Here is an 18,847-nt window from a genome sequence, read left to right as displayed (position 1 = left end):
ACGACGGCCTGGAGCCGGCCCGTGGGCTGGCTGCTGGACCACGTCGTGTACCGGACCTCCGTGACGGGGCGCGCCAACGTCCCGGCCTCGGGCCCGGTAATCTTTGCCGGAAACCACATCAGTTTCCTGGACGGACCCGTCATGTTCGGCGCCGCACCCCGGCCCATGCACATCCTGGTCAAGAAGGAGCTGTTCACCGGCTTCCTCGGCCGGGTGCTCACAGCCTCCGGCCAGCTGGCCGTTGACCGTGCGGGCGACCGCGCGGCGCTGCAGAAAGCCAGGAGAGTCCTCGACGCCGGACGGTGCGTCGGGATCCTCCCCGAAGGAACACGGGGGAGCGGCGAAGCCGCGGCGATCAACAACGGAGTCGCCTGGCTCGCGCTGACCGCCGGCGCCACCGTGGTCCCCGTGTCCATCCTCGGCACCCGGATCGGCGCCGAGCACCTGGACGCCGTCCCCGGGCTGCGCCGCCGGCTGCATGTCAGCTTCGGCGGGGCCCTCAATGTCAGCCGCCGGCCGGGTGAGACCGGCCGTGTTTCAATGGACAGGGCGGGAACCGAGATCCGCGCTGCGCTGGCCCGGCATGTCCAAGACTCCATTACATACAGTGGGCAGCCCTTGCCCGACGCGGATTCCCCGCAAGAACGTCATGAAGCAGTAGCCGGGACGCCGGCAGATCACCCCATAAGGAATGTGCAATGAGCGATACGACTCAAACCTCCGGCCAATTTGGCGCCGGCGAAGACGAATACACGCCCACCGGCACGGACCAGGTGGCTGAGCATCTCGCCGCCCTGGACGACGAGGAAGCAGAGGTCCGCGCGGCCTCCCTCCGTGCCGGCCTGGACGACTACGAGCTGGATGAAGACGACGCCGCCCTCCTGAGCGGCGAGTACGACGACGAGGACTTCGACGGTCCGGTCAAGCTTGATCCCGTGCTGGCCATCATCGGCCGTCCGAACGTGGGCAAGTCAACCCTGGTGAACCGAATCCTCGGCCGCCGCGAAGCCGTGGTGGAAGACACACCTGGCGTCACCCGTGACCGTGTCATGTACTCGGCCACCTGGAACGGCCGGAACTTCACCGTGGTCGACACCGGCGGCTGGGAGCACGATGCCCGCGGCATCCACGCCCGTGTGGCCGAACAGGCCGAGATGGCCGTGGAGCTCGCCGACGCCGTGCTGTTCGTCGTCGACTCCGCCGTCGGCGCCACGGCCACGGACGAGGGCGTTGTGAAGATGCTGCGCAAGTCCAAGAAGCCGGTCATCATGGTGGCCAACAAGGTGGACGACTTCGCGCAGGAAGCCGACTCGGCGACGCTCTGGGGCCTCGGCTTCGGCGAGCCGTACCCGGTTTCGGCGCTCCACGGCCGCGGCGTCGCCGACCTGCTGGACCACGTCATGGACACGCTGCCCGAGTTCTCCACGATCGAAGGGCTGGAACGCTCCGGCGGCCCGCGCCGCATCGCCCTGATCGGCCGGCCCAACGTCGGCAAGTCCTCGCTGCTGAACAAGCTCGCCGGATCCGAGCGCGTGGTGGTGGACAACACCGCCGGCACCACCAGGGACCCGGTCGATGAGTTCATCGAACTCGGCGGCCGGACCTGGCGCTTCGTCGACACCGCCGGCATCCGCCGCCGGCAGCACATGGCCCAGGGCGCGGATTTCTACGCCTCGCTGCGGACCCAGAGTGCGCTCGAAAAGGCGGAGGTCGCCGTCGTGCTCCTCGCCGTGGACGAAGTCCTCAGCGAGCAGGATGTCCGCATCCTGCAGCTGGCGATCGAATCCGGCCGCGCACTGGTCCTCGCGTTCAACAAGTGGGACCTGCTCGACGACGAACGCCGCAGCTACCTGGAGCGTGAGATCGAGCAGGACCTGGCCCACGTGGCGTGGGCGCCGCGGGTCAACATTTCGGCGCTGACCGGCTGGCACAAGGACAAGCTCGTCCCTGCCCTCGACACCGCGCTGGAAAGCTGGGACAAGCGCATCCCGACCGGACGCCTCAACGCGTTCCTGGGCGAACTGGTCGCGGCACACCCGCACCCGGTCCGCGGTGGCAAGCAGCCCCGCATCCTCTTCGGCACCCAGGCCTCCAGCCGCCCGCCGAAGTTCGTGCTGTTCACCACCGGTTTCCTGGATCCGGGCTACCGCCGCTTCATCACCCGCCGGCTCCGCGAGACCTTCGGTTTCGAGGGCACCCCGATCGAGGTCAACATGCGCGTGCGCGAAAAGCGTGGCAAGAAGCGTTAATCCCGACACACCGCGCCCGTGGCATTTTCAGAATGTCACGGGCACCCTCCGGGATCGTGTAAGCTTTTGGAGGTGGTTCGGCCGGACTGCTCAGATGGAAATCTTCGGATGACATCGAGGCGGAGAACGGCGGAACCAGCGGGCTGTAGCGCAGCTTGGTAGCGCACCTGACTGGGGGTCAGGGGGTCGCAGGTTCAAATCCTGTCAGCCCGACCAGCAGGAAACCGCTCCATCACCGGGAATCATCCTGGTGGTGGGGCGGTTTTTCTTTTTGCCCTCCGGTCTTCACCCACCGTCTGACATGGCGGCGCGGGTCCACACTGCGGCAAGACCGTCCCTGAAGACCGGAGACGGCGGAATTCTCTTGTAGCATGTGAATTGGTCCCTGCCCGTCCGCGGTGGGATCACTACTTGGGGGAAAAATTGAAGAGAACACTGTCGTGGTCGGCTCCTGCCGTCGGCGCCGCCATTATTCTGGCCACCGTCAGCTTCGCCGGGCCAGCCGAGGCTACTTACGCCTGCTGGAATTCCGCATCCGGACAGCACTGCCGCGAATTCCATGATAATGCCGCGAGCAACGACACCGTTCGGGTAGCCGGCAACCCGATCTTCACCGGCATCCTCAAAGCGGGGCAGATCCTTTCATCCGACCCAGGCGACTGGGATCGGGCCCAAACGCTGAAGATCCAGTGGCTACGCGATGGTGCCGTCATCCCCGGCGAAGAGGGCAAAACCTACGCGATTTCCGCGACCGACACTGGCCATTCCCTGGCGCTGCGGGTTACCGCTTCCGCCGAAGGGCTCAAGGACGGCGTGGCGACCACCCTCCCGTCCCCGAAAGTCAGCGACGGCAACACTACGGAGTACACCGGCCGGCCCGGCTTGACCATCAGCGGCGAGGCTCCGGTGGTGGACGGCTCCTCAAGAGTCGGGTTCACGCTCGAAGTCGATAGTCTCGGCACGTGGTCGCCCGACCGTGTCGCTTTGCAGTGGCAGGCCGACGGCGTGGACATCGAGGGCGCCAACGGGGACGCCTACCGGATCAGGGTGTCCGACCTGGGCAAGAGGGTCACGCTCAAGGTGACCGGCAGTTGGCCGGGACTGGAGAGCGTCTCCAAGTCCAACACCGCCCCAGTGGTCACGCCCGGCTATATACACCCCGGAAACGGCGAGCTGTATCCGGTCGGTGGGACGAAGGTCGGGGACGTCCTCGGCGTGGGACCTTTCGGGTGGTATGCCGACGGCGAACCGATGTCATTCCTCTACCAGTGGAAGCGGGATGGCCAGCCGATAGCGGGGGCCACCGCGAGCACCTACAAAATTGTCGCTGACGACAAGGGCCACCAGATTGCCGTCGTCGTCACAGCAACGGCAGTAGGATATGGGCCGAACCCCCAATCTTCGTTGTATGTGGTGATCGACGGCGACACTGACCCGACGCCTGCCCCTGCAGTCCCGACTGCGACTGCATCTCCGATGGCCACCGCCACGGCGGCTCCAACGCCGTCCGCCACGCCGACGGCCACCGCGTCGCCATCGCCGACGCCGACGGCCACCGCGTCGCCATCGCCGACGCCGACGGCCACCGCGTCGCCATCGCCGACGCCGACGGCCACCGCGTCGCCATCGCCGACGCCGACGGCCACCGCGTCGCCATCGCCGACGCCGACGGCCACCGCGTCGCCATCGCCGATTCCGACGCGGACGGCCGTGCCGGAAGGGTCCTCTGATAACGGTGGCCCGGTGGTCTCCACCGTTCCGGCACCGATCGGTGGCGGAACCATAAAGCCGCAGGCCTCCGGCGCCGCACCGCTGGCCAGGCTTTCGCCCGGTACGGCCTCCGGCACGGACCCTGGCTATTCAGCCGGGGAGTCCCAAGTTGAAGCGGCGCCTTCGGTGATAGCACCGGCGACTCCTGCCGAAGCAATCTCCGCGCCCGCGGTGCCGGTGGCCAAGCCAACCCCCAGCCCCAGCGCAGCGCCGTCCGAACCGGTGACGGTGTCAGCGGAGCAGGCATCTGACGCGGGATCCTTCCGCCCCTTGCCGCTCGTCCTGACGATCGGCGGGGCCATGCTGGCGGCTGCACTGGTGTGGTGTGTCCGCCCGGTCCGTGCCGCGGCTGTCCGGCTCGTGACCAGAAAACGGCCTTCAGGTTCCTGAGGACACCCCCGTCATCCCGCAAAAGGTGTGGCGGGGGTTTCTGCGTCTTCCAAGAGGCGCGGTTCTGCCGCGGCGCCTATTTCAGGAACTTTGACGTCCGGCGGTCGGCCAGGATCTTTCCCTTCGTCTGGCAGGTCGGGCAGTATTGCAGAGCAGTGTCCGCAAAGGAAACCTCACGAATGGTGTCCCCGCACACCGGGCATGCTTCGCCGGTCCGGGCATGGACCCTCAGGTGGCTCCGCTTGGTGTCTTTGAGTTCACTTGGCGGTTTGCCTTGGGCTTCCTGCAGGGCTGTCCCGAGAATGCTGTGGATGGCATCGTAAAGCCGCAGGACCGCGTCACGGTCCAAGGACTTCGCCGTGGCGAATGGTGACGTCTTGGCCGCATGCAGGATCTCGTCGCTGTAGGCATTCCCGATGCCCGCAATCACGCTCTGGCTCCTCAGGAGACCCTTGACTTGCTGGGAACTGGATCCAAGGATCTCCGCCAAGGCATCGACGTCGAACCCGGGGCTGAAGGGATCCGGTCCGAGAGCAGCGATCCCGGGAACGTCGTACGGATCCCGCACCACATAAACCGCCAGGCTCTTTTTCGTGCCGGCCTCGGTCAGATCCAGGCCAAGCGGGCCGGCCGGGCCGGAAAACGCCAGCCGCGCCGCTATGTGTCCCTTGCCCATTTTCAGTTGGATATCAGTGGGGGAGTCGGTGAACCGGACCCAGCCGGCCCTCGCCAGGTGGAAGACAAAATACAGCCCGTCGGCGTCCAAGCTGACAAATTTCCCAAAGCGGCGCACCCCTGTCACGGCCCTGCCCTGAAGTTCGGAGAAGGGGGGATCCGCCGTTTTGAGTACCGCGAACGAGACGATCTGGATCTGCGTCACAACAGCACCGCGCAACTGCTCGTCCAGAAAGTCCGTCAGGCCAGCCACTTCCGGAAGTTCGGGCATCGGCTAGCCGTTATCGCCTTGTTCTGTCATCGCACCATCATGTCAGAACCCACCCCGGGCACCGGCTGAATATGCCTATACTTTCAGCGGCGGGCAGTTCGATTGGCCGCCGTCGACATTGGTGATTGACCCGATGAAAGGCCCGTCATGAGCATCATTCCCGAACAGCTGTCCTACACCGCAGAACACGAGTGGGTTTCGGCCCCGAACGCCGACGGGGTCGTGCGCGTGGGCATCACCGATTTTGCCCAGGACGCCCTCGGAGACGTCGTTTTTGCCCAGATGCCCGAAGTAGGCACCACGATCAAGGCCAACGACGTCGTCGGCGAAGTCGAGTCCACCAAGAGCGTGAGCGACATCTACGCCCCGGTATCGGGCGAAGTGGTGTCCCGGAACGAGTCGCTGGACACCGATTCTGCCCTGATCAATTCGGATCCGTACGGCGAGGGCTGGCTGATTGAAATCAAGCTTGCGGAGGCCGACGCGGTCGAGTCGCTGCTCAGTGCGTCGGAGTACGAACAGCAGGTAGGCTAAAGGAAACGATCTTTCAGGCCGGGCCGTTGGAATACTAACGACGGCCCGCCGGAGGACCGAATACCGGATCTGCCAGGCATTTCCGGACGGCATGCGTTGTTTGCAGGGGGGACACCTGCAACGAATGAGGAGGACTCAATGTTTCGGCACGAACGGAACCACCCCGGTGACGGTCACGGCACGCGTGGAGTGAAAGCTTCGGAGACCACATCGATCAACCTCACGCCGGTCCGCGACGAGCCCCACTTCACACCGAAGCTTTCCACCGAGGAGCGGGCTGCAGTTGAGGCGCTGCCGTACGGCTCTGCCCTGCTGGTCGCCCACAGCGGGCCCAACACGGGCGCGCGCTTCCTGCTGGATTCGGACACCACGGCGGCGGGCCGCCACCCGGACGCCGACATCTTCCTTGACGACGTCACGGTTTCGCGCCGTCACGTCGAATTCCGCCGCACGGCACGCAGCTTCGAAGTCGTGGATACCGGAAGCCTGAACGGCACGTACGTGAATCATGACCGCGTCGACAGCGTGGAGCTGAAGTCCGGCAACGAAGTGCAGATCGGGAAGTTCCGCCTCACCTTCTACCTGAGCCCTGCCCGCGCAGCAGGCAACGTCTGATTCCGGGGTAGCTGCCTGTGGCAATGGCACAAGCGGAACGGCGCGGACCCCAGGTCCTGAACATCGGAGAAGTCCTGGCTCAGTTGAGCGACGATTTCCCGAACATGAGCGCGTCGAAAATCAGGTTCCTGGAGGAAAAGGGACTCATCAACCCGCAACGGACGCCTGCCGGCTACCGGCAGTACGCGGAGAGCGACGTCGAGCGCCTGAGGTTTGTCCTGTCCCTGCAGCGGGACCAGTATTTGCCGCTGAAGGTCATCAAGGACTACCTCGACGCGATCGACCGCGGCGAACGCCCGGACAACCTGCCCCCGGGCGTCACGGTGTCACCCCGGATCGTGTCCGCGGAGCTCGCCTCCGAACTGCAGAACCGGGTGCGGCGGCTGAGCGAGGAACAACTCCGGGCCGAGTCCGGCGCGAGCGTGCCTCTGCTCGAGTCGCTGCTCAGCTATGGCCTGATCGGTCACGTCAACGGCAAGTTCGACGAACACGCCCTCCAGGTGGCGCGCGCCTGCGTGCAGCTGGAGAGCCACGGCCTGGAGCCACGTCACCTGCGGCCCTTCCAGGCGGCCGCGGAACGCGAATTCGGGCTCGTGGAACGCGCGGTGGCAACCCTGACCTCGCGCAAGGACGCCGCCTCCCACGCCCGTGCCGCCGAGGCAGCGCGGGAAATCAGCGAGCTCTGCCTCTCGCTGCACCAGGCCCTGGTCCAGGACCGCATCTCAAGAATGGACATCTGATGATTGAGGTGGAGATTGTCGGCGTGCGGATTGAGCTGCCGTCCAACCAGCCGCTTGTCCTGCTCAAAGAGATCCATGGGGAACGCCACGTGCCGATCTGGATCGGGACGCCGGAAGCCAGCGCCATCGCCCTGGCCCAGCAGGGTGTGGTCCCGCCCCGCCCGATGACCCACGACCTCCTCGTCGACGTCGTCGAATCCCTGGGACACTCCATTGTCAGTGTCAACATCGTGGCAGTGGAAGACAACATTTTCTACGGCCAGCTCCAGTTTGAGAACGGCACCACCGTCAGCTCCCGGGCCTCGGACGCACTGGCCCTCGCCCTCCGCGCGAAATGCCGGATCTGGTGCGCGGACGCCGTCATGGAGGAGGCCGGGGTCCGGATCACCGAACACGACGAGGGCGAGGACACACACCCTGGCCCGGCCGTCGATGAAGAAGGCGAGCTGCGGCGGTTCCGCGAGTTCCTGGACGACGTCGAGCCTGAAGACTTCGCCGGTTGAGCCGGCGGGGGTCACGTTAAGGTTAAAGTCGAGGATTAGAGTTTCGACACGCCCCCCCAATATCGCGAACGTCTTTGACCTTGGGCCCCGGCAGGCCTAACGTCGGAGGTACAAGTTCCCATTGCATACAACAGCCGCGCAAGTCACACTGAAAGTGCGGCCCGGCCGAATTACACGGATGAATTTCGCGGATGAATTTTACTGCTGAATTTCACTCCCTGGCCTGGTTACGTAGCCGGTCAGATGACCGGCGTTGCTGCAACTTCCCTCGGGGAGCCATGACAAGGAGGATCCACGTGAGTCCGAAAGGCGAAGCGGGCGAGCTCAAGCAGACCTCGACGGCTGGTATCGCCGTACCTGCCAGCGGTGCCCAAGGCCTGCTGTTCACCGAGGATCTTCCCGTCCTGGACGAGGACGCAGGCTACCGCGGGCCCACCGCATGCAAGGCCGCAGGCATCACCTACCGCCAACTGGACTACTGGGCCCGGACCGGACTCGTTGAACCTGCCGTGCGCGGTGCCGCCGGATCCGGTTCCCAGCGGCTCTATGGCTTCCGGGACATCCTGGTCCTCAAGGTCGTCAAGCGGCTTCTGGACACGGGCGTCTCGCTGCAGCAGATCCGCGCCGCCGTCGAGCACCTTCGGGAGCGCGGCGTCGAGGATCTGGCCCAGATCACGCTCATGAGCGACGGCGCCAGCGTCTATGAGTGCACCTCGGCGGACGAAGTCATCGACCTCGTCCAGGGCGGACAGGGTGTCTTCGGCATTGCCGTGGGCCGGGTGTGGCGCGAAGTGGAAGGCAGTCTCGCAGCTCTTCCCAGCGAACACGCCGCAGTCCAGTCCTTTCCCGACGATGAACTCAGCAAGCGACGGACCGCGCGCAAGACCGGCTAAGCCCCGGATTAACAGGACCTAGACGAAGGCCGCCTCCCGAAGGGGAGGCGGCCTTTGCCGTCCGGAGGAGGTTGTGCCGGAGCCCCGGATCCTAGCGCTGGCTGCGGTTCCGGACGCTGCCGTTGGACTTCAGCAGGTTCGCCAGCAGCGCATCGAAAAGCGCAGCGGCGTTCTTGGCCGAGTCGCCGGGCCAGTGATGGATGGCGTGGGCCGCACCCTGGATCTGCTGCCAGTTGGCCTGCTCCGGGATGTGCGGGGCCAGGAGAAGTTCACCGAACATGGACTGCATTTCGGAAAGCCTGAAGGTGTGCTCGGCGGAGCCGCTGCGCACCCGGTTGGCAACAATCCCCGCCGGAGACAGGTTCGGGGCGAACTCGTTCCGGAAGAGCTGGATCGCCCGCATCGTGCGTTCAGTGCCGGCAACGGAGAAGAGGCCCGGTTCGGCCACCAGGGTCACCTTGTCACTCGCGGACCATGCCATCCTCGTGAGGCCGTTGAGCGAGGGCGGGCAGTCGACGAGGACCAGGTCGTAGCCTTCGGCCCCGGCCAGCACCGCGGAGAGCCTGCGCAGATCGCGGCGGCCAAGATCCGGACGGTCGTAGATGCCGGTGTACGCGGAACCCACGGCCACATCCAATATAGATACGCCAGAGCCGGCGCGGGAGGAGCTGTTGGCACGCGCCCGTTCCACCCAGCCGCTGGGAACGACGTTTTCGGCCAGGCGTGCGCGCCGGGGTGACCTGAGCATCCTGCCGATGTCCAGCTGGTCTCCGGGCCGGACAGCGAGAGCCGTGCTCGCATCGGCATGGGGGTCAAGGTCGACGACGAGGGTGGGGATGCCGGCGGCCAGGGCCGCGGACGCCAATCCGGTGGTCACCGATGTCTTGCCGACACCGCCTTTGAGGCTGCTGATGCTGACTACTTGCACTTGAAAAACCAATACCTAACGCCGGTTGCCGGGACGGGGTCCTGCCGGCCCCTGCGTTCTGGAGCCGGGGCGTGCATGCGCCACCCACCCACTCATCATATGTTGATGGTCCGCCGAATCCTGTCTCATCGGGTGGAAGTGCGGCAGATCGTCAGGAAGGTTCGGCCGGGCCGCCCGTTCCCCTGCCAGCAGGCGGACTTGCGCGCAGGCGGGCTTGCGCGCAACCGGCATCCGTGACGGACATTGCTGTGACGGTGACCACAATGATTTGTATTTGCCCACGCCGGTCTTAGACACTGTGAGCACTTACCGATACGCCCGCGATGATGCAGGAGAAGTATGTTTTCCAAGATTCTGGTGGCCAACCGCGGCGAAATCGCGATCCGTGCCTTCCGCGCCGGCTACGAGCTGGGTGCCAAGACTGTAGCAGTGTTCCCCAACGAGGACCGTAATTCGATCCACCGCCAGAAGGCCGACGAGGCCTATCTGATCGGCGAAGAGGGCCATCCGGTCCGGGCCTACCTGGACGTCGACGAGGTGGTGCGGGTAGCCAAGGAATCCGGGGCCGACGCCATCTACCCCGGCTACGGATTCCTCTCCGAGAACCCGCGGCTGGCCCGGGCCGCCGCCGCAGCCGGCATCACGTTCGTCGGACCGCCGGCTGAAGTCCTGGAACTCGCCGGCAACAAGGTCGCGGCCCTCGAGGCGGCCCGCAAGGCCGGCGTCCCGGTGCTCAAGTCCAGCCAGCCGTCCAAGGACGTTGACGAGCTGATCGCAGCCGCGGACGAGATCGGCTTCCCTATCTTCGCCAAGGCCGTCGCAGGCGGCGGCGGCCGCGGCATGCGCCGCGTCGACACCCGGGAGGGACTGCCCGAAGCGCTGCAGGCCGCCATGCGCGAAGCCGACGCAGCCTTCGGTGATCCCACCATGTTCCTCGAGCAGGCGGTGCTGCGGCCCCGCCACATCGAAGTCCAGATCCTGGCCGATGCCGAGGGCAATGTCATGCACCTCTTCGAGCGTGACTGTTCCATCCAGCGCCGGCACCAGAAGGTCATCGAGATCGCGCCCGCACCGAACCTCGACGAGGGCATCCGGCAGGCGCTTTACCGCGACGCCGTGAAGTTCGCCAAGGCCCTGAATTACGTCAACGCCGGCACCGTGGAGTTCCTGGTCGACACCGTCGGGGAGCGCGCCGGGCAGCACGTGTTCATCGAAATGAACCCGCGCATCCAGGTTGAGCACACCGTCACCGAGGAAGTCACCGACGTCGACCTCGTCCAGGCGCAGCTGCGTATCGCCGCCGGCGAGACGCTCGCGGACCTGGGCCTCTCGCAGGAGACCGTCCAGCTCAAGGGCGCCGCCCTGCAGTGCCGCATCACCACCGAGGACCCGGCAAACGGCTTCCGGCCCGACGTCGGAAAGATCACCGGCTACCGTTCGGCCGGCGGCGCGGGGGTCCGGCTCGACGGCGGCACCGTGTACTCGGGTGCCGAGATCAGCCCGCATTTCGACTCGTTGCTGGTCAAGCTGACCTGCCGGGGCCGCGACTACCCGGCCGCCGTGGCCCGGGCCCGCCGCGCGCTGGCCGAATTCCGCATCCGCGGGGTGTCGACGAACATCTCCTTCCTGCAGGCCGTGCTGGACGATCCGGACTTCGTCGCCGGCAACGTGGCCACCTCGTTCATTGACGAACGCCCCGAACTGCTGAAGGCACGAGTCTCCGCGGACCGCGGAACCAAGCTGCTGACGTGGCTCGCCGAGGTCACCGTCAACAAGCCCAACGGCGAGCTCACGGTCCACAGCGACCCTGCCCACAAGCTCCCCGCCCTGGACGACTCGGCGGCCCCGGCCGGCTCCCGCCGCCGGCTGCTGGAGCTGGGCCCGGAAGGCTTCGCGAAGGCCCTGCGCGAACAGGCCCCCGTCGCCGTCACGGACACCACCTTCCGTGACGCGCACCAGTCCCTGCTCGCCACCCGGGTCCGCACCCGCGACCTGGTGGCGGCCGGCCCGGCAGTGTCCAAGCTGCTCCCCGAGCTGCTGTCCGTCGAAGCCTGGGGCGGTGCCACGTACGACGTCGCGCTGCGATTCCTGGGCGAGGACCCGTGGGACCGCCTGGCCGCGCTGCGCAAGGCGCTGCCGAACATCTGCCTGCAGATGCTCCTTCGCGGCCGCAATACCGTGGGCTACACGCCGTACCCGGAAGAAGTCACGGTGGCGTTCGTGAATGAGGCGGCCGCGACCGGCATCGACATTTTCCGCATCTTCGACGCGCTCAACGACGTCAACCAGATGGCGCCGGCCATCCGGGCCGTCCGTGAGACCGGCACCGCTGTCGCGGAGGTCGCCCTCTGCTACACCGCGGACATGCTTGATCCGGAGGAAAAGCTCTACACCCTGGACTACTACCTTGAGCTGGCCCAGAAGATCGTCGACGCCGGCGCGCACATCCTGGCAATCAAGGACATGGCCGGGCTGCTTCGCCCGGCTGCCGCCGCGCGCCTCGTGACTGCGCTGCGTGAACGGTTCGACCTCCCGGTCCACCTGCACACCCACGACACCGCAGGCGGTCAGCTGGCGACGCTGCTGGCCGCCGTGGACGCCGGCGTGGATGCGGTGGATGTGGCCTCGGCCTCCCTGGCCGGCACCACGAGCCAGCCCTCGGCCTCGGCCCTCGTCGCCGCGCTGGCCCACACGCCGCGCGACACCGGGCTCAGCCTCGCGAGTGTTTGCGCCCTGGAACCCTACTGGGAGGCCGTCCGCCGGGTCTACGCGCCCTTCGAATCCGGGCTGCCGGGCCCCACCGGCCGCGTCTACCAGCACGAAATCCCTGGCGGCCAGCTCTCCAACCTGCGGCAGCAGGCGATAGCGCTCGGCCTCGGCGAACGGTTCGAAGCGATCGAGGACATGTACACCGCCGCGGACCGGATCCTCGGCCGCCTCGTGAAGGTCACGCCGTCCTCCAAGGTGGTGGGTGACCTGGCCCTGCACCTTGTCGGCCTCAACGCCGACCCCGCGGACTTCAACGAGAACCCGCAGAAGTACGACATCCCGGATTCCGTGATCGGGTTCCTCTCCGGTGAGCTCGGCGACCCGCCCGGAGGCTGGCCCGAGCCCTTCCGGACCAAGGCCCTGCAGGGCCGCACCGTCAAGGTGCGCGACGTCGAGCTCAGCGCCGATGACAGCGCCGCGCTCGGCTCGGATTCCAAGACACGGCAGCAGACGCTCAACCGGCTGCTTTTCGCCGGCCCCACCAAGGACTACCAGAAGAGCGTTGAAACCTACGGAAACCTCTCGGTGCTGGACACCCGGGACTACCTCTTCGGCCTGCAGCGCGGCGCGGAGCACGAGATCGAGCTGGAGAAGGGCGTCCGCCTGATCGCATCCCTCGAAGCGGTCTCCGAACCGGACGAGAAGGGCATGCGCACCGTGATGTGCACGCTCAACGGCCAGTCCCGGCCGGTGGTGGTCCGTGACCGTTCCGTGGTGAGCAACGTGAAGGCCGCCGAACGCGCCGACACCTCCCAGCCGGGCCAGGTGGCCGCACCGTTCGCCGGAGCCGTCACACTGACCGTGAAGACCGGAGACACGGTCAAGGCCGGGGACGCCGTCGCCACCATCGAGGCCATGAAGATGGAGGCCTCCATTACGACGCCGGTGGCCGGCACCGTGTCACGGCTTGCCGTGGGCGCCGTCGAACAGGTCCAGGGCGGGGACCTGCTGCTGGTCGTCGAATAGCAACAACCGTAAGGCAACGCGGGGTCAGATCCGGCCCGTCCGATGGTGGCGGATGGGCGCGGAGTGACCCCGCGTTGCTGTGGAACCGATGATGCTGTGGAACCGATGAGGCTCAGGCGTGGGTGGGACGCTGGGCGCTGTACATATCCTCGATCACGTCCTCGAAGTCCTTCATGACCTGGGCGCGCTTGACCTTCATGGACGGGGTCAGGTGTCCCGATGCCTCGGTGAAGTCGGCCGGCACAATCCGGAAGGACTTGATGGCCTCCGCCTGCGACACCGACTGGTTGGCGTGGTTGATGAGCTCCTGCACTGCCGCTTTGATGGCCGCGTTTCCGGTCGCCTCGTTGAGAGTCGTCGAGACCGGCAGTCCGTGGCGGTGCAGCCAGCCCGGCAAGGCCTCCTCATCGAGGGTGACGAGGGCGCCGATGAACGGGCGGTTGTCACCGACCACGAGCACCTGCGAGACGAGTGCGTCGGCGCGGATCTGGTCCTCCAGCAGGGCAGGCACCACGTTCTTGCCGCCGGCCGTGACAATGATTTCCTTCTTGCGCCCCGTGATGGTCAGGAACCCCTGCTCGTCGAGCTGACCGATGTCACCGGTGCGCAGCCAGCCGTCTTCAAAGGCGTCCCCGGAGAGATCCTCGCGCTGGTAGTAGCCGTGCATGACGCAGACGCCCTTGGCGAGGATCTCGCCGTCGTCGGCAATTCTGACGGCGTTGCCGGGAATCGGGGCGCCGACGGTGCCGATCTTGATCAACTCCGGGGTATTGACGGTGACGGGCGCCGTCGTTTCGGTCAGCCCATAGCCCTCCAGGATCTGCATTCCGATGCCCTGGAAGAAGTGCCCGAGCCGTTCGCCCAGCGGACCGCCGCCGGAAACGGCGTGCGCCACCTGTCCGCCCATCGCGGCGCGGAGCTTGCTGTAGACGAGTTTGTCGAACACCTTGTGCTTGAGCCTGAGCCCGAGGCCTACCTTGCCGGCCTGCCGGGCCCGCGAGTAGGCGATAGCGGTGTCCGCGGCCCGGTGGAAGATGGCCCCCTTGCCGCCGTCCTCGGCCTTGGTCAGGGCCGAGTTGTAGACCTTCTCGAAGACCCGCGGTACCGCGAGGATGAAGGTGGGCCGGTAGCTCTGCAGGTCCGGCAGCAGGTTCTTGATGTCGGGCGTGTGCGCCACGGTCACGCCGGCCGCCACGGCGAGCACCGAGATGAAGCGGGCGAAGACGTGCGCCAGCGGCAGGAACATGATGGTCTTGGCATTTTCGTGGACGACGTTGCCCAGTGAGGTGGCCAGCACATTTTCGGAGAGCTCCACGAAGTTGCCGTGGGTCAGCTCGCAGCCCTTGGGGCGGCCGGTGGTGCCGGAGGTGTAGATGATCGTGGCGATGTCCAACAGGGACGCCTTGCTGCGCCGCGCCTCCAGCTCCTCGTCGCTGATCCCGGCGCCGGCGGCGCGGACCTCGTCCAGGCCGTTGCCCTCAAGCTGCCAGACGTGCGCCAGCGCGGTCAGGCCTTCCGACGCTGCGGCCTGCCGGATGACGTCCTCATGGTGGGCCGATTCGCCGAAGGCGGCCACGGCTCCCGAGTCGCCAAGGTTCCAGGCGACCTGGGAGGGGGAGGACGTCTCGTAGATGGGAACGGAGACGGCGCCGGCGAACCAGATCGCGAAATCAATGAGGGCCCATTCGTACCGCGTGCGGGACATGATGCCGACCCGGTCGCCAGCGGTAACTCCGCTCGCCATCAGGCCCTTGGCGAGCAGCGACGCGTCGGCCAGGAAATCGGTGGCCCGGACGTCCTGCCACTGGCCCGCCGCGTCGAGGCGCGAGAACAGGGCGGGGTTTGACGCCTTGGCGGCCTGGCGCAACACCAGGTCCGTGACGTTCGATTCCGGGGGGACGAACACCTGGGGCGGGACACTGACTTCTCGCACGATAGCTCCTTTGATATCCATAGACCCGCAAGGGGTAGAGGGTACAGCTAAGACTAGTGTGTGGTCCGCATCGAGTGTGTTCCACAACACCTACTGGCGGGTAACTCTATGGTTAAGGCTGCTGCCGCGCCAACCCGGGGGCGCGGCCGGCGCCAACCGGGGGCCGCCGCTGGCTCCCCGGGGGAGCCGGCCTCCGGGGAACCGGGCGGTCCGATGAATAGAATAAGGAACCATGCACACACCGACGCCCGGCCCGCAGCCAGCCCCCTACCGCCGGACGGCCGCGTGGCGGCGCAGGATGCACGGTGGAGCAGGCGCCGGCGGCGGTGCCCCAGCCGCGGGGCAGGGCCTGCGGGAGCACCTGAGGCTGGGGCGCAAGGGCCTGGCGATCGGCGTCGACATCGGGGGCACCAAGGTGGCGGCGGGCGTCGTGGACGCCGAGGGGCGGATCCTGAGCCAGGCCAAGCGCTCCACACCGGGCAATGACCCCCGGGCGGTGGAACAGGTCATCGTGGAACTCGTCGAAGAACTGGGCCAGGGGCACCGCATCTGGTCTGTCGGTATCGGCGCCGCCGGCTGGATGGACCTCGACGGCGGGACGGTGCTGTTCAGTCCGCATCTGGCTTGGCGCAACGAACCGCTAAGGGACAATCTGCAGCGGCTTCTGCGCCGTCCCGTGCTGCTGACCAACGACGCCGACGCGGCCGGCTGGGCCGAGTGGCGCTTCGGGGCCGGCCGGGGGGAGAACCGGCTGGTCTGCATCACGCTGGGCACCGGCATCGGCGGCACCATGGTGATGGACGGACGGGTGGAGCGGGGCCGCTTCGGCGTGGCCGGGGAATTCGGGCACCAGATCATCATGCCGGGCGGCCACCGCTGCGAATGCGGCAACCGCGGCTGCTGGGAGCAGTATGCCTCCGGCAATGCGCTCGGCCGGGAGGCCCGCGAGCTGGCGGCCGCGAATTCCCCCGTGGCCCAGGAGCTGCTCAAGGCCGTCGACGGCCACGTCGAAGGCATCACCGGGGTGATCGTCACCGAACTGGCCGAGGCCGGGGATCCCACTTCGCGCGAGCTCATCGAGGACGTCGGCGAGTGGCTCGGGCTGGGACTGGCCAATCTGGCCGCCGCGCTGGACCCGGGAGCGTTCGTCATTGGCGGCGGTCTCTGCGACGCCGGCGAACTGCTCGTCGCGCCGGCGCGGAAGGCCTTCGCCAGAAACCTGACCGGACGCGGGTTCCGGCCGGCGGCGCGGATTGAACTCGCGGCACTCGGTCCCAACGCCGGACTGATCGGTGCCGCCGACCTGTCCCGGGTCAGCAGCCGGATGCACAGCTAGCGGGAAGCTGCCACCGGAAGGGAACAGGCCTAGACGCGGGCGCCGTCGTCGTGCTCGTCCTTCTCGCCTGGAAGCTTCATGATCAGGAAGACCACTGACGCCGCAAAGGCCGCGACCATGCCCAGGATTGCCGTCAGCGGCGCGGAGCGCCAGAACATGGCGGACATCACGAGCGCAATCGGCCCGCCCACCGCGCCAAGCCAGGCAAGGACCGTCAGCGGGTCAGCCCCCGCCAGGCTGGGCGGATCCTCCGGCACAAATGCTCCGTCGTCCTCGGCCTCGTAGTCCCGGGGCCCGGCAAGAGGCGCTGCATCACCCGCGGCAGCACCCCCGCCCGCGGAACCCGGGGAACCCGCGCGCGGGGCTTCCGGGGGGAGGGCAAGCCGTTCCCGGGCGGAGAGTTCGACCGGCGGGGCGCCGGCGAGGCGCAGCGGGTCGAAGTCGCTGAACGGCCTGGCCGGAGCGGATCCCTCGGCCGGGCCGCCGGTCGCTTTGTCCTTCGGGTCTGCCGGGCTGGAGTCGGCCTCCAGCCTGGCCACCAGGTCCAGCCAGACGGCGTCGTCCTGGTTGGCGCGAGAATCCGATGAATCAGGGTCAGGAGAGTCGGGGTCCGGTCTAGTCATCTGCCGTGTCCTTCCGGCTAGCGTTGGCGGCGTCCTGAGTACCCGCGGCTACCACCGTGCGGATGAACTCGGCCGAGCCGCGGAAGATCTCAGGCGCGTCGTTGTCCATGGTAGCCACGTGGTAGCTGTTTTCCAGCCGGATCACCTCCAGCGGGGCATGGGTCAGCCCGCGGCGCAGGGCGAGCATGCTCGAATCGGAGACCACATGGTCCACTGCGGAGCGGTACACGCGGACCGGAGCCGTGATCCGCGGCAACAGGCGCACCGTGTCTTTGAACATCTTGTTCAGCTCGTGCGCCGCCGCGACCGGCGTCCTGGGATAGGCGCCCTCATCGATGCCTTCCTTGAGGGTGTCATTGGCGATGGCCGGGGTGCTCTTGAGCACGAGTTTGAGGATGCCCGCCAGCGGGGCGCGGCGGTCATCGATGACGAGGCCCGGGTTCACGACAACGACGCCGGCCACGGGACGGGTGGCGGCGATCCGGAGCGCGAGTGCCCCGCCCATGGACAGGCCGGCCACGACGACGTGTTCGCATTCGTCCGCGAGTTCGAGGTAGGCGGCGTCCAGGGCCATGTGCCAGTCCTGCCAGCGTGTCCGGGCCAGCTCCTGCCAGCTGGTGCCGTGGCCGGGCAGAAGCGGCATCCGCACGGCGTAACCGGCGTCCGCGAGCGACCTTGCCCAGTCCCGGACGCCGTGAGGGCTGCCGGTGAAGCCATGGGACACCACGACGCCGGTCCGGGGGCCGGTACCCGTGAACGGGCTGCTGAACGGCGTGTGATCGGGGCTCATGCTCATGGGGTCTCCAGGGCTGTTGTGGTCGACGACGGGGCTTTCGGCACGGCCGGTGCCGGTGCGTGCTGCAGGAAAAAACGGGCGGATCGCTCGAAAATCAGGGGCGCCTCGACGTCGAGCGTGGCCACGTGACCCGCTGTCCCGCAGCGGCACCACGTCCAGCTCGCGGGAGCCCAGGCGGTTCCGCAGCAGCTCCAGGGAGGACGGCGGGACCACGACGTCGGTGTCCGACTTGAAGACGAGCGCCGGCGCCTCGACGCCGGAAAGGTCCCGGACCGTGGCCTTGAACAGCCGGCTCAGTTGATGGACCGCCGCCAGCGGGGTCAGCGAGTAGTCGCCGTCCTCGGTGGGCGACGCGGTCGGGTTCTGTTCCTGGACCGGCACGGTGGTGCGCTGGACATACTTCAGCAGGCCGATGTACCGCACCCGGCGGTCGTAGAAGCTCAAGCCCGGGTTCACGACGGCGACCCCGGCTAGGTTGTGCCGGGCGGCGTTGTGCCGGGCGGCGGTGCGCAGGGCAATCGTCCCGCCCATGGAGAGCCCGGCGACGAAGCAGCCGCGGGTTCCCGCGGCCAGTTCCAGGTACGCGGCCTCGAAAGCCGTGTACCACTCCTGCCAGCCATGGCGGGCGAGGTCGCGCCAGTCGGTGCCGTGGCCGGGCAGCAGCGGTACGGACACGGCGAAGCCTCGGGCGGCGAGGTACTCGGCCCAGGGAAGGACGCTCAGGGGGCTGCCGGTGAAGCCGTGGCAGATCGCCACCCCGATGCCCGCGTTGCCGCCGTGGCCGTGGTAACTGAACGCTGCCGGCGCCACGGGAGTGCTGCTTCCGGTCATGTGCCCATCGTGTCACTGTTCGGCA

The 18,847-nt window shown here is 67.3% G+C and carries 15 protein-coding genes, 1 tRNA gene and 1 pseudogene; 11 read left to right on the top strand and 6 right to left on the bottom strand.

Annotation, left to right across the window (positions count from 1 at the left end):
* The first annotated feature begins 21 nt into the window (after window positions 1–21).
* The 4 genes from ACVWZ8_RS21980 (at window position 22) to ACVWZ8_RS21965 (ending at window position 4,409) form a co-directional block, all read left to right on the top strand.
* Window positions 22–702, top strand: a complete 681-nt coding sequence (locus tag ACVWZ8_RS21980; protein WP_426979865.1) for a lysophospholipid acyltransferase family protein — start codon at window positions 22–24, stop codon at window positions 700–702.
* A complete protein-coding gene (gene der, locus ACVWZ8_RS21975) occupies window positions 699–2,249 on the top strand; it encodes a ribosome biogenesis GTPase Der (protein WP_456505845.1) in 1,551 nt (516 codons plus the stop codon). The genes ACVWZ8_RS21980 and der overlap by 4 nt, the downstream gene beginning before the upstream one ends.
* Window positions 2,250–2,388: 139 nt before the next feature.
* Window positions 2,389–2,465, top strand: a tRNA-Pro gene (locus ACVWZ8_RS21970).
* Between the two features lie 207 nt (window positions 2,466–2,672).
* The gene (locus ACVWZ8_RS21965; RefSeq protein WP_456505844.1) at window positions 2,673–4,409 is read left to right on the top strand and encodes a hypothetical protein; all 1,737 of its coding nucleotides are present in this window, start codon (window positions 2,673–2,675) and stop codon (window positions 4,407–4,409) included.
* 76 nt (window positions 4,410–4,485) lie between these two features.
* On the opposite strand, the gene ACVWZ8_RS21960 is transcribed toward ACVWZ8_RS21965, so the two are convergent.
* Window positions 4,486–5,355 (bottom strand): Fpg/Nei family DNA glycosylase, encoded by an 870-nt coding sequence (locus ACVWZ8_RS21960; RefSeq protein ID WP_456505843.1) that lies wholly within the window; start codon window positions 5,353–5,355, stop codon window positions 4,486–4,488.
* 147 nt (window positions 5,356–5,502) lie between these two features.
* Here ACVWZ8_RS21960 and gcvH point away from each other — a divergent pair, with 147 nt between their 5' ends.
* The 5 genes from gcvH to ACVWZ8_RS21935 all read left to right on the top strand — a co-directional run bounded on the left by gcvH (window position 5,503) and on the right by ACVWZ8_RS21935 (window position 8,640).
* Window positions 5,503–5,889 carry a glycine cleavage system protein GcvH gene (gcvH, locus tag ACVWZ8_RS21955; RefSeq protein WP_426976980.1) on the top strand — a complete coding sequence of 129 codons (387 nt, stop codon included), beginning with the start codon at window positions 5,503–5,505 and terminating at the stop codon, window positions 5,887–5,889.
* A 138-nt stretch (window positions 5,890–6,027) separates the two neighbouring features.
* Window positions 6,028–6,504 (top strand): FHA domain-containing protein, encoded by a 477-nt coding sequence (locus ACVWZ8_RS21950; protein ID WP_426976982.1) that lies wholly within the window; start codon window positions 6,028–6,030, stop codon window positions 6,502–6,504.
* 23 nt (window positions 6,505–6,527) lie between these two features.
* On the top strand, window positions 6,528–7,244 hold the full coding sequence (ftsR, locus tag ACVWZ8_RS21945; protein WP_426976984.1) for a transcriptional regulator FtsR: 717 nt from the start codon (window positions 6,528–6,530) through the stop codon (window positions 7,242–7,244).
* Entirely contained in the window at window positions 7,244–7,747 is a 504-nt protein-coding gene (locus ACVWZ8_RS21940) for a bifunctional nuclease family protein (protein ID WP_426976985.1), read from the top strand. The genes ftsR and ACVWZ8_RS21940 overlap by 1 nt, the downstream gene beginning before the upstream one ends.
* A 296-nt stretch (window positions 7,748–8,043) precedes the next feature.
* Window positions 8,044–8,640 carry a MerR family transcriptional regulator gene (locus ACVWZ8_RS21935; protein ID WP_426976986.1) on the top strand — a complete coding sequence of 199 codons (597 nt, stop codon included), beginning with the start codon at window positions 8,044–8,046 and terminating at the stop codon, window positions 8,638–8,640.
* Window positions 8,641–8,731: 91 nt separating this feature from the next.
* On the opposite strand, the gene ACVWZ8_RS21930 is transcribed toward ACVWZ8_RS21935, so the two are convergent.
* Window positions 8,732–9,568, bottom strand: a complete 837-nt coding sequence (locus ACVWZ8_RS21930; RefSeq protein ID WP_456505842.1) for a ParA family protein — start codon at window positions 9,566–9,568, stop codon at window positions 8,732–8,734.
* A gap of 339 nt (window positions 9,569–9,907) precedes the next feature.
* On the opposite strand from ACVWZ8_RS21930, the gene ACVWZ8_RS21925 reads away from it, so the two are divergent.
* Complete coding sequence (locus tag ACVWZ8_RS21925) at window positions 9,908–13,303, top strand: pyruvate carboxylase (protein ID WP_426976990.1); 3,396 nt, start codon at window positions 9,908–9,910, stop codon at window positions 13,301–13,303.
* 112 nt (window positions 13,304–13,415) lie between these two features.
* On the opposite strand, the gene ACVWZ8_RS21920 is transcribed toward ACVWZ8_RS21925, so the two are convergent.
* On the bottom strand, window positions 13,416–15,236 hold the full coding sequence (locus ACVWZ8_RS21920; protein WP_456505841.1) for an AMP-dependent synthetase/ligase: 1,821 nt from the start codon (window positions 15,234–15,236) through the stop codon (window positions 13,416–13,418).
* 232 nt (window positions 15,237–15,468) lie between these two features.
* Between ACVWZ8_RS21920 and ACVWZ8_RS21915 the strand changes: the two genes are divergently transcribed.
* The gene (locus ACVWZ8_RS21915) at window positions 15,469–16,572 is read left to right on the top strand and encodes an ROK family glucokinase (RefSeq protein WP_426976994.1); all 1,104 of its coding nucleotides are present in this window, start codon (window positions 15,469–15,471) and stop codon (window positions 16,570–16,572) included.
* Between the two features lie 29 nt (window positions 16,573–16,601).
* Here ACVWZ8_RS21915 and ACVWZ8_RS21910 read toward each other — a convergent pair whose 3' ends face one another.
* The 3 genes and pseudogenes from ACVWZ8_RS21910 to ACVWZ8_RS21900 all read right to left on the bottom strand — a co-directional run bounded on the left by ACVWZ8_RS21910 (window position 16,602) and on the right by ACVWZ8_RS21900 (window position 18,822).
* Entirely contained in the window at window positions 16,602–17,195 is a 594-nt protein-coding gene (locus ACVWZ8_RS21910; RefSeq protein ID WP_456505840.1) for a hypothetical protein, read from the bottom strand.
* Window positions 17,188–17,991 (bottom strand): alpha/beta hydrolase, encoded by an 804-nt coding sequence (locus tag ACVWZ8_RS21905; RefSeq protein ID WP_426976997.1) that lies wholly within the window; start codon window positions 17,989–17,991, stop codon window positions 17,188–17,190. The genes ACVWZ8_RS21910 and ACVWZ8_RS21905 overlap by 8 nt, the downstream gene beginning before the upstream one ends.
* A pseudogene (locus ACVWZ8_RS21900) lies at window positions 17,988–18,822 on the bottom strand (alpha/beta hydrolase). Before ACVWZ8_RS21900 ends, ACVWZ8_RS21905 begins: the two are co-directional and overlap by 4 nt.
* Between the last annotated feature and the right edge of the window lie 25 nt (window positions 18,823–18,847).

The organism is Arthrobacter sp. UYCu723, from assembly GCF_054059215.1.
Note: the sequence above shows the minus strand (reverse complement) of the source record. Positions and strands in the feature narration are given on the sequence as shown.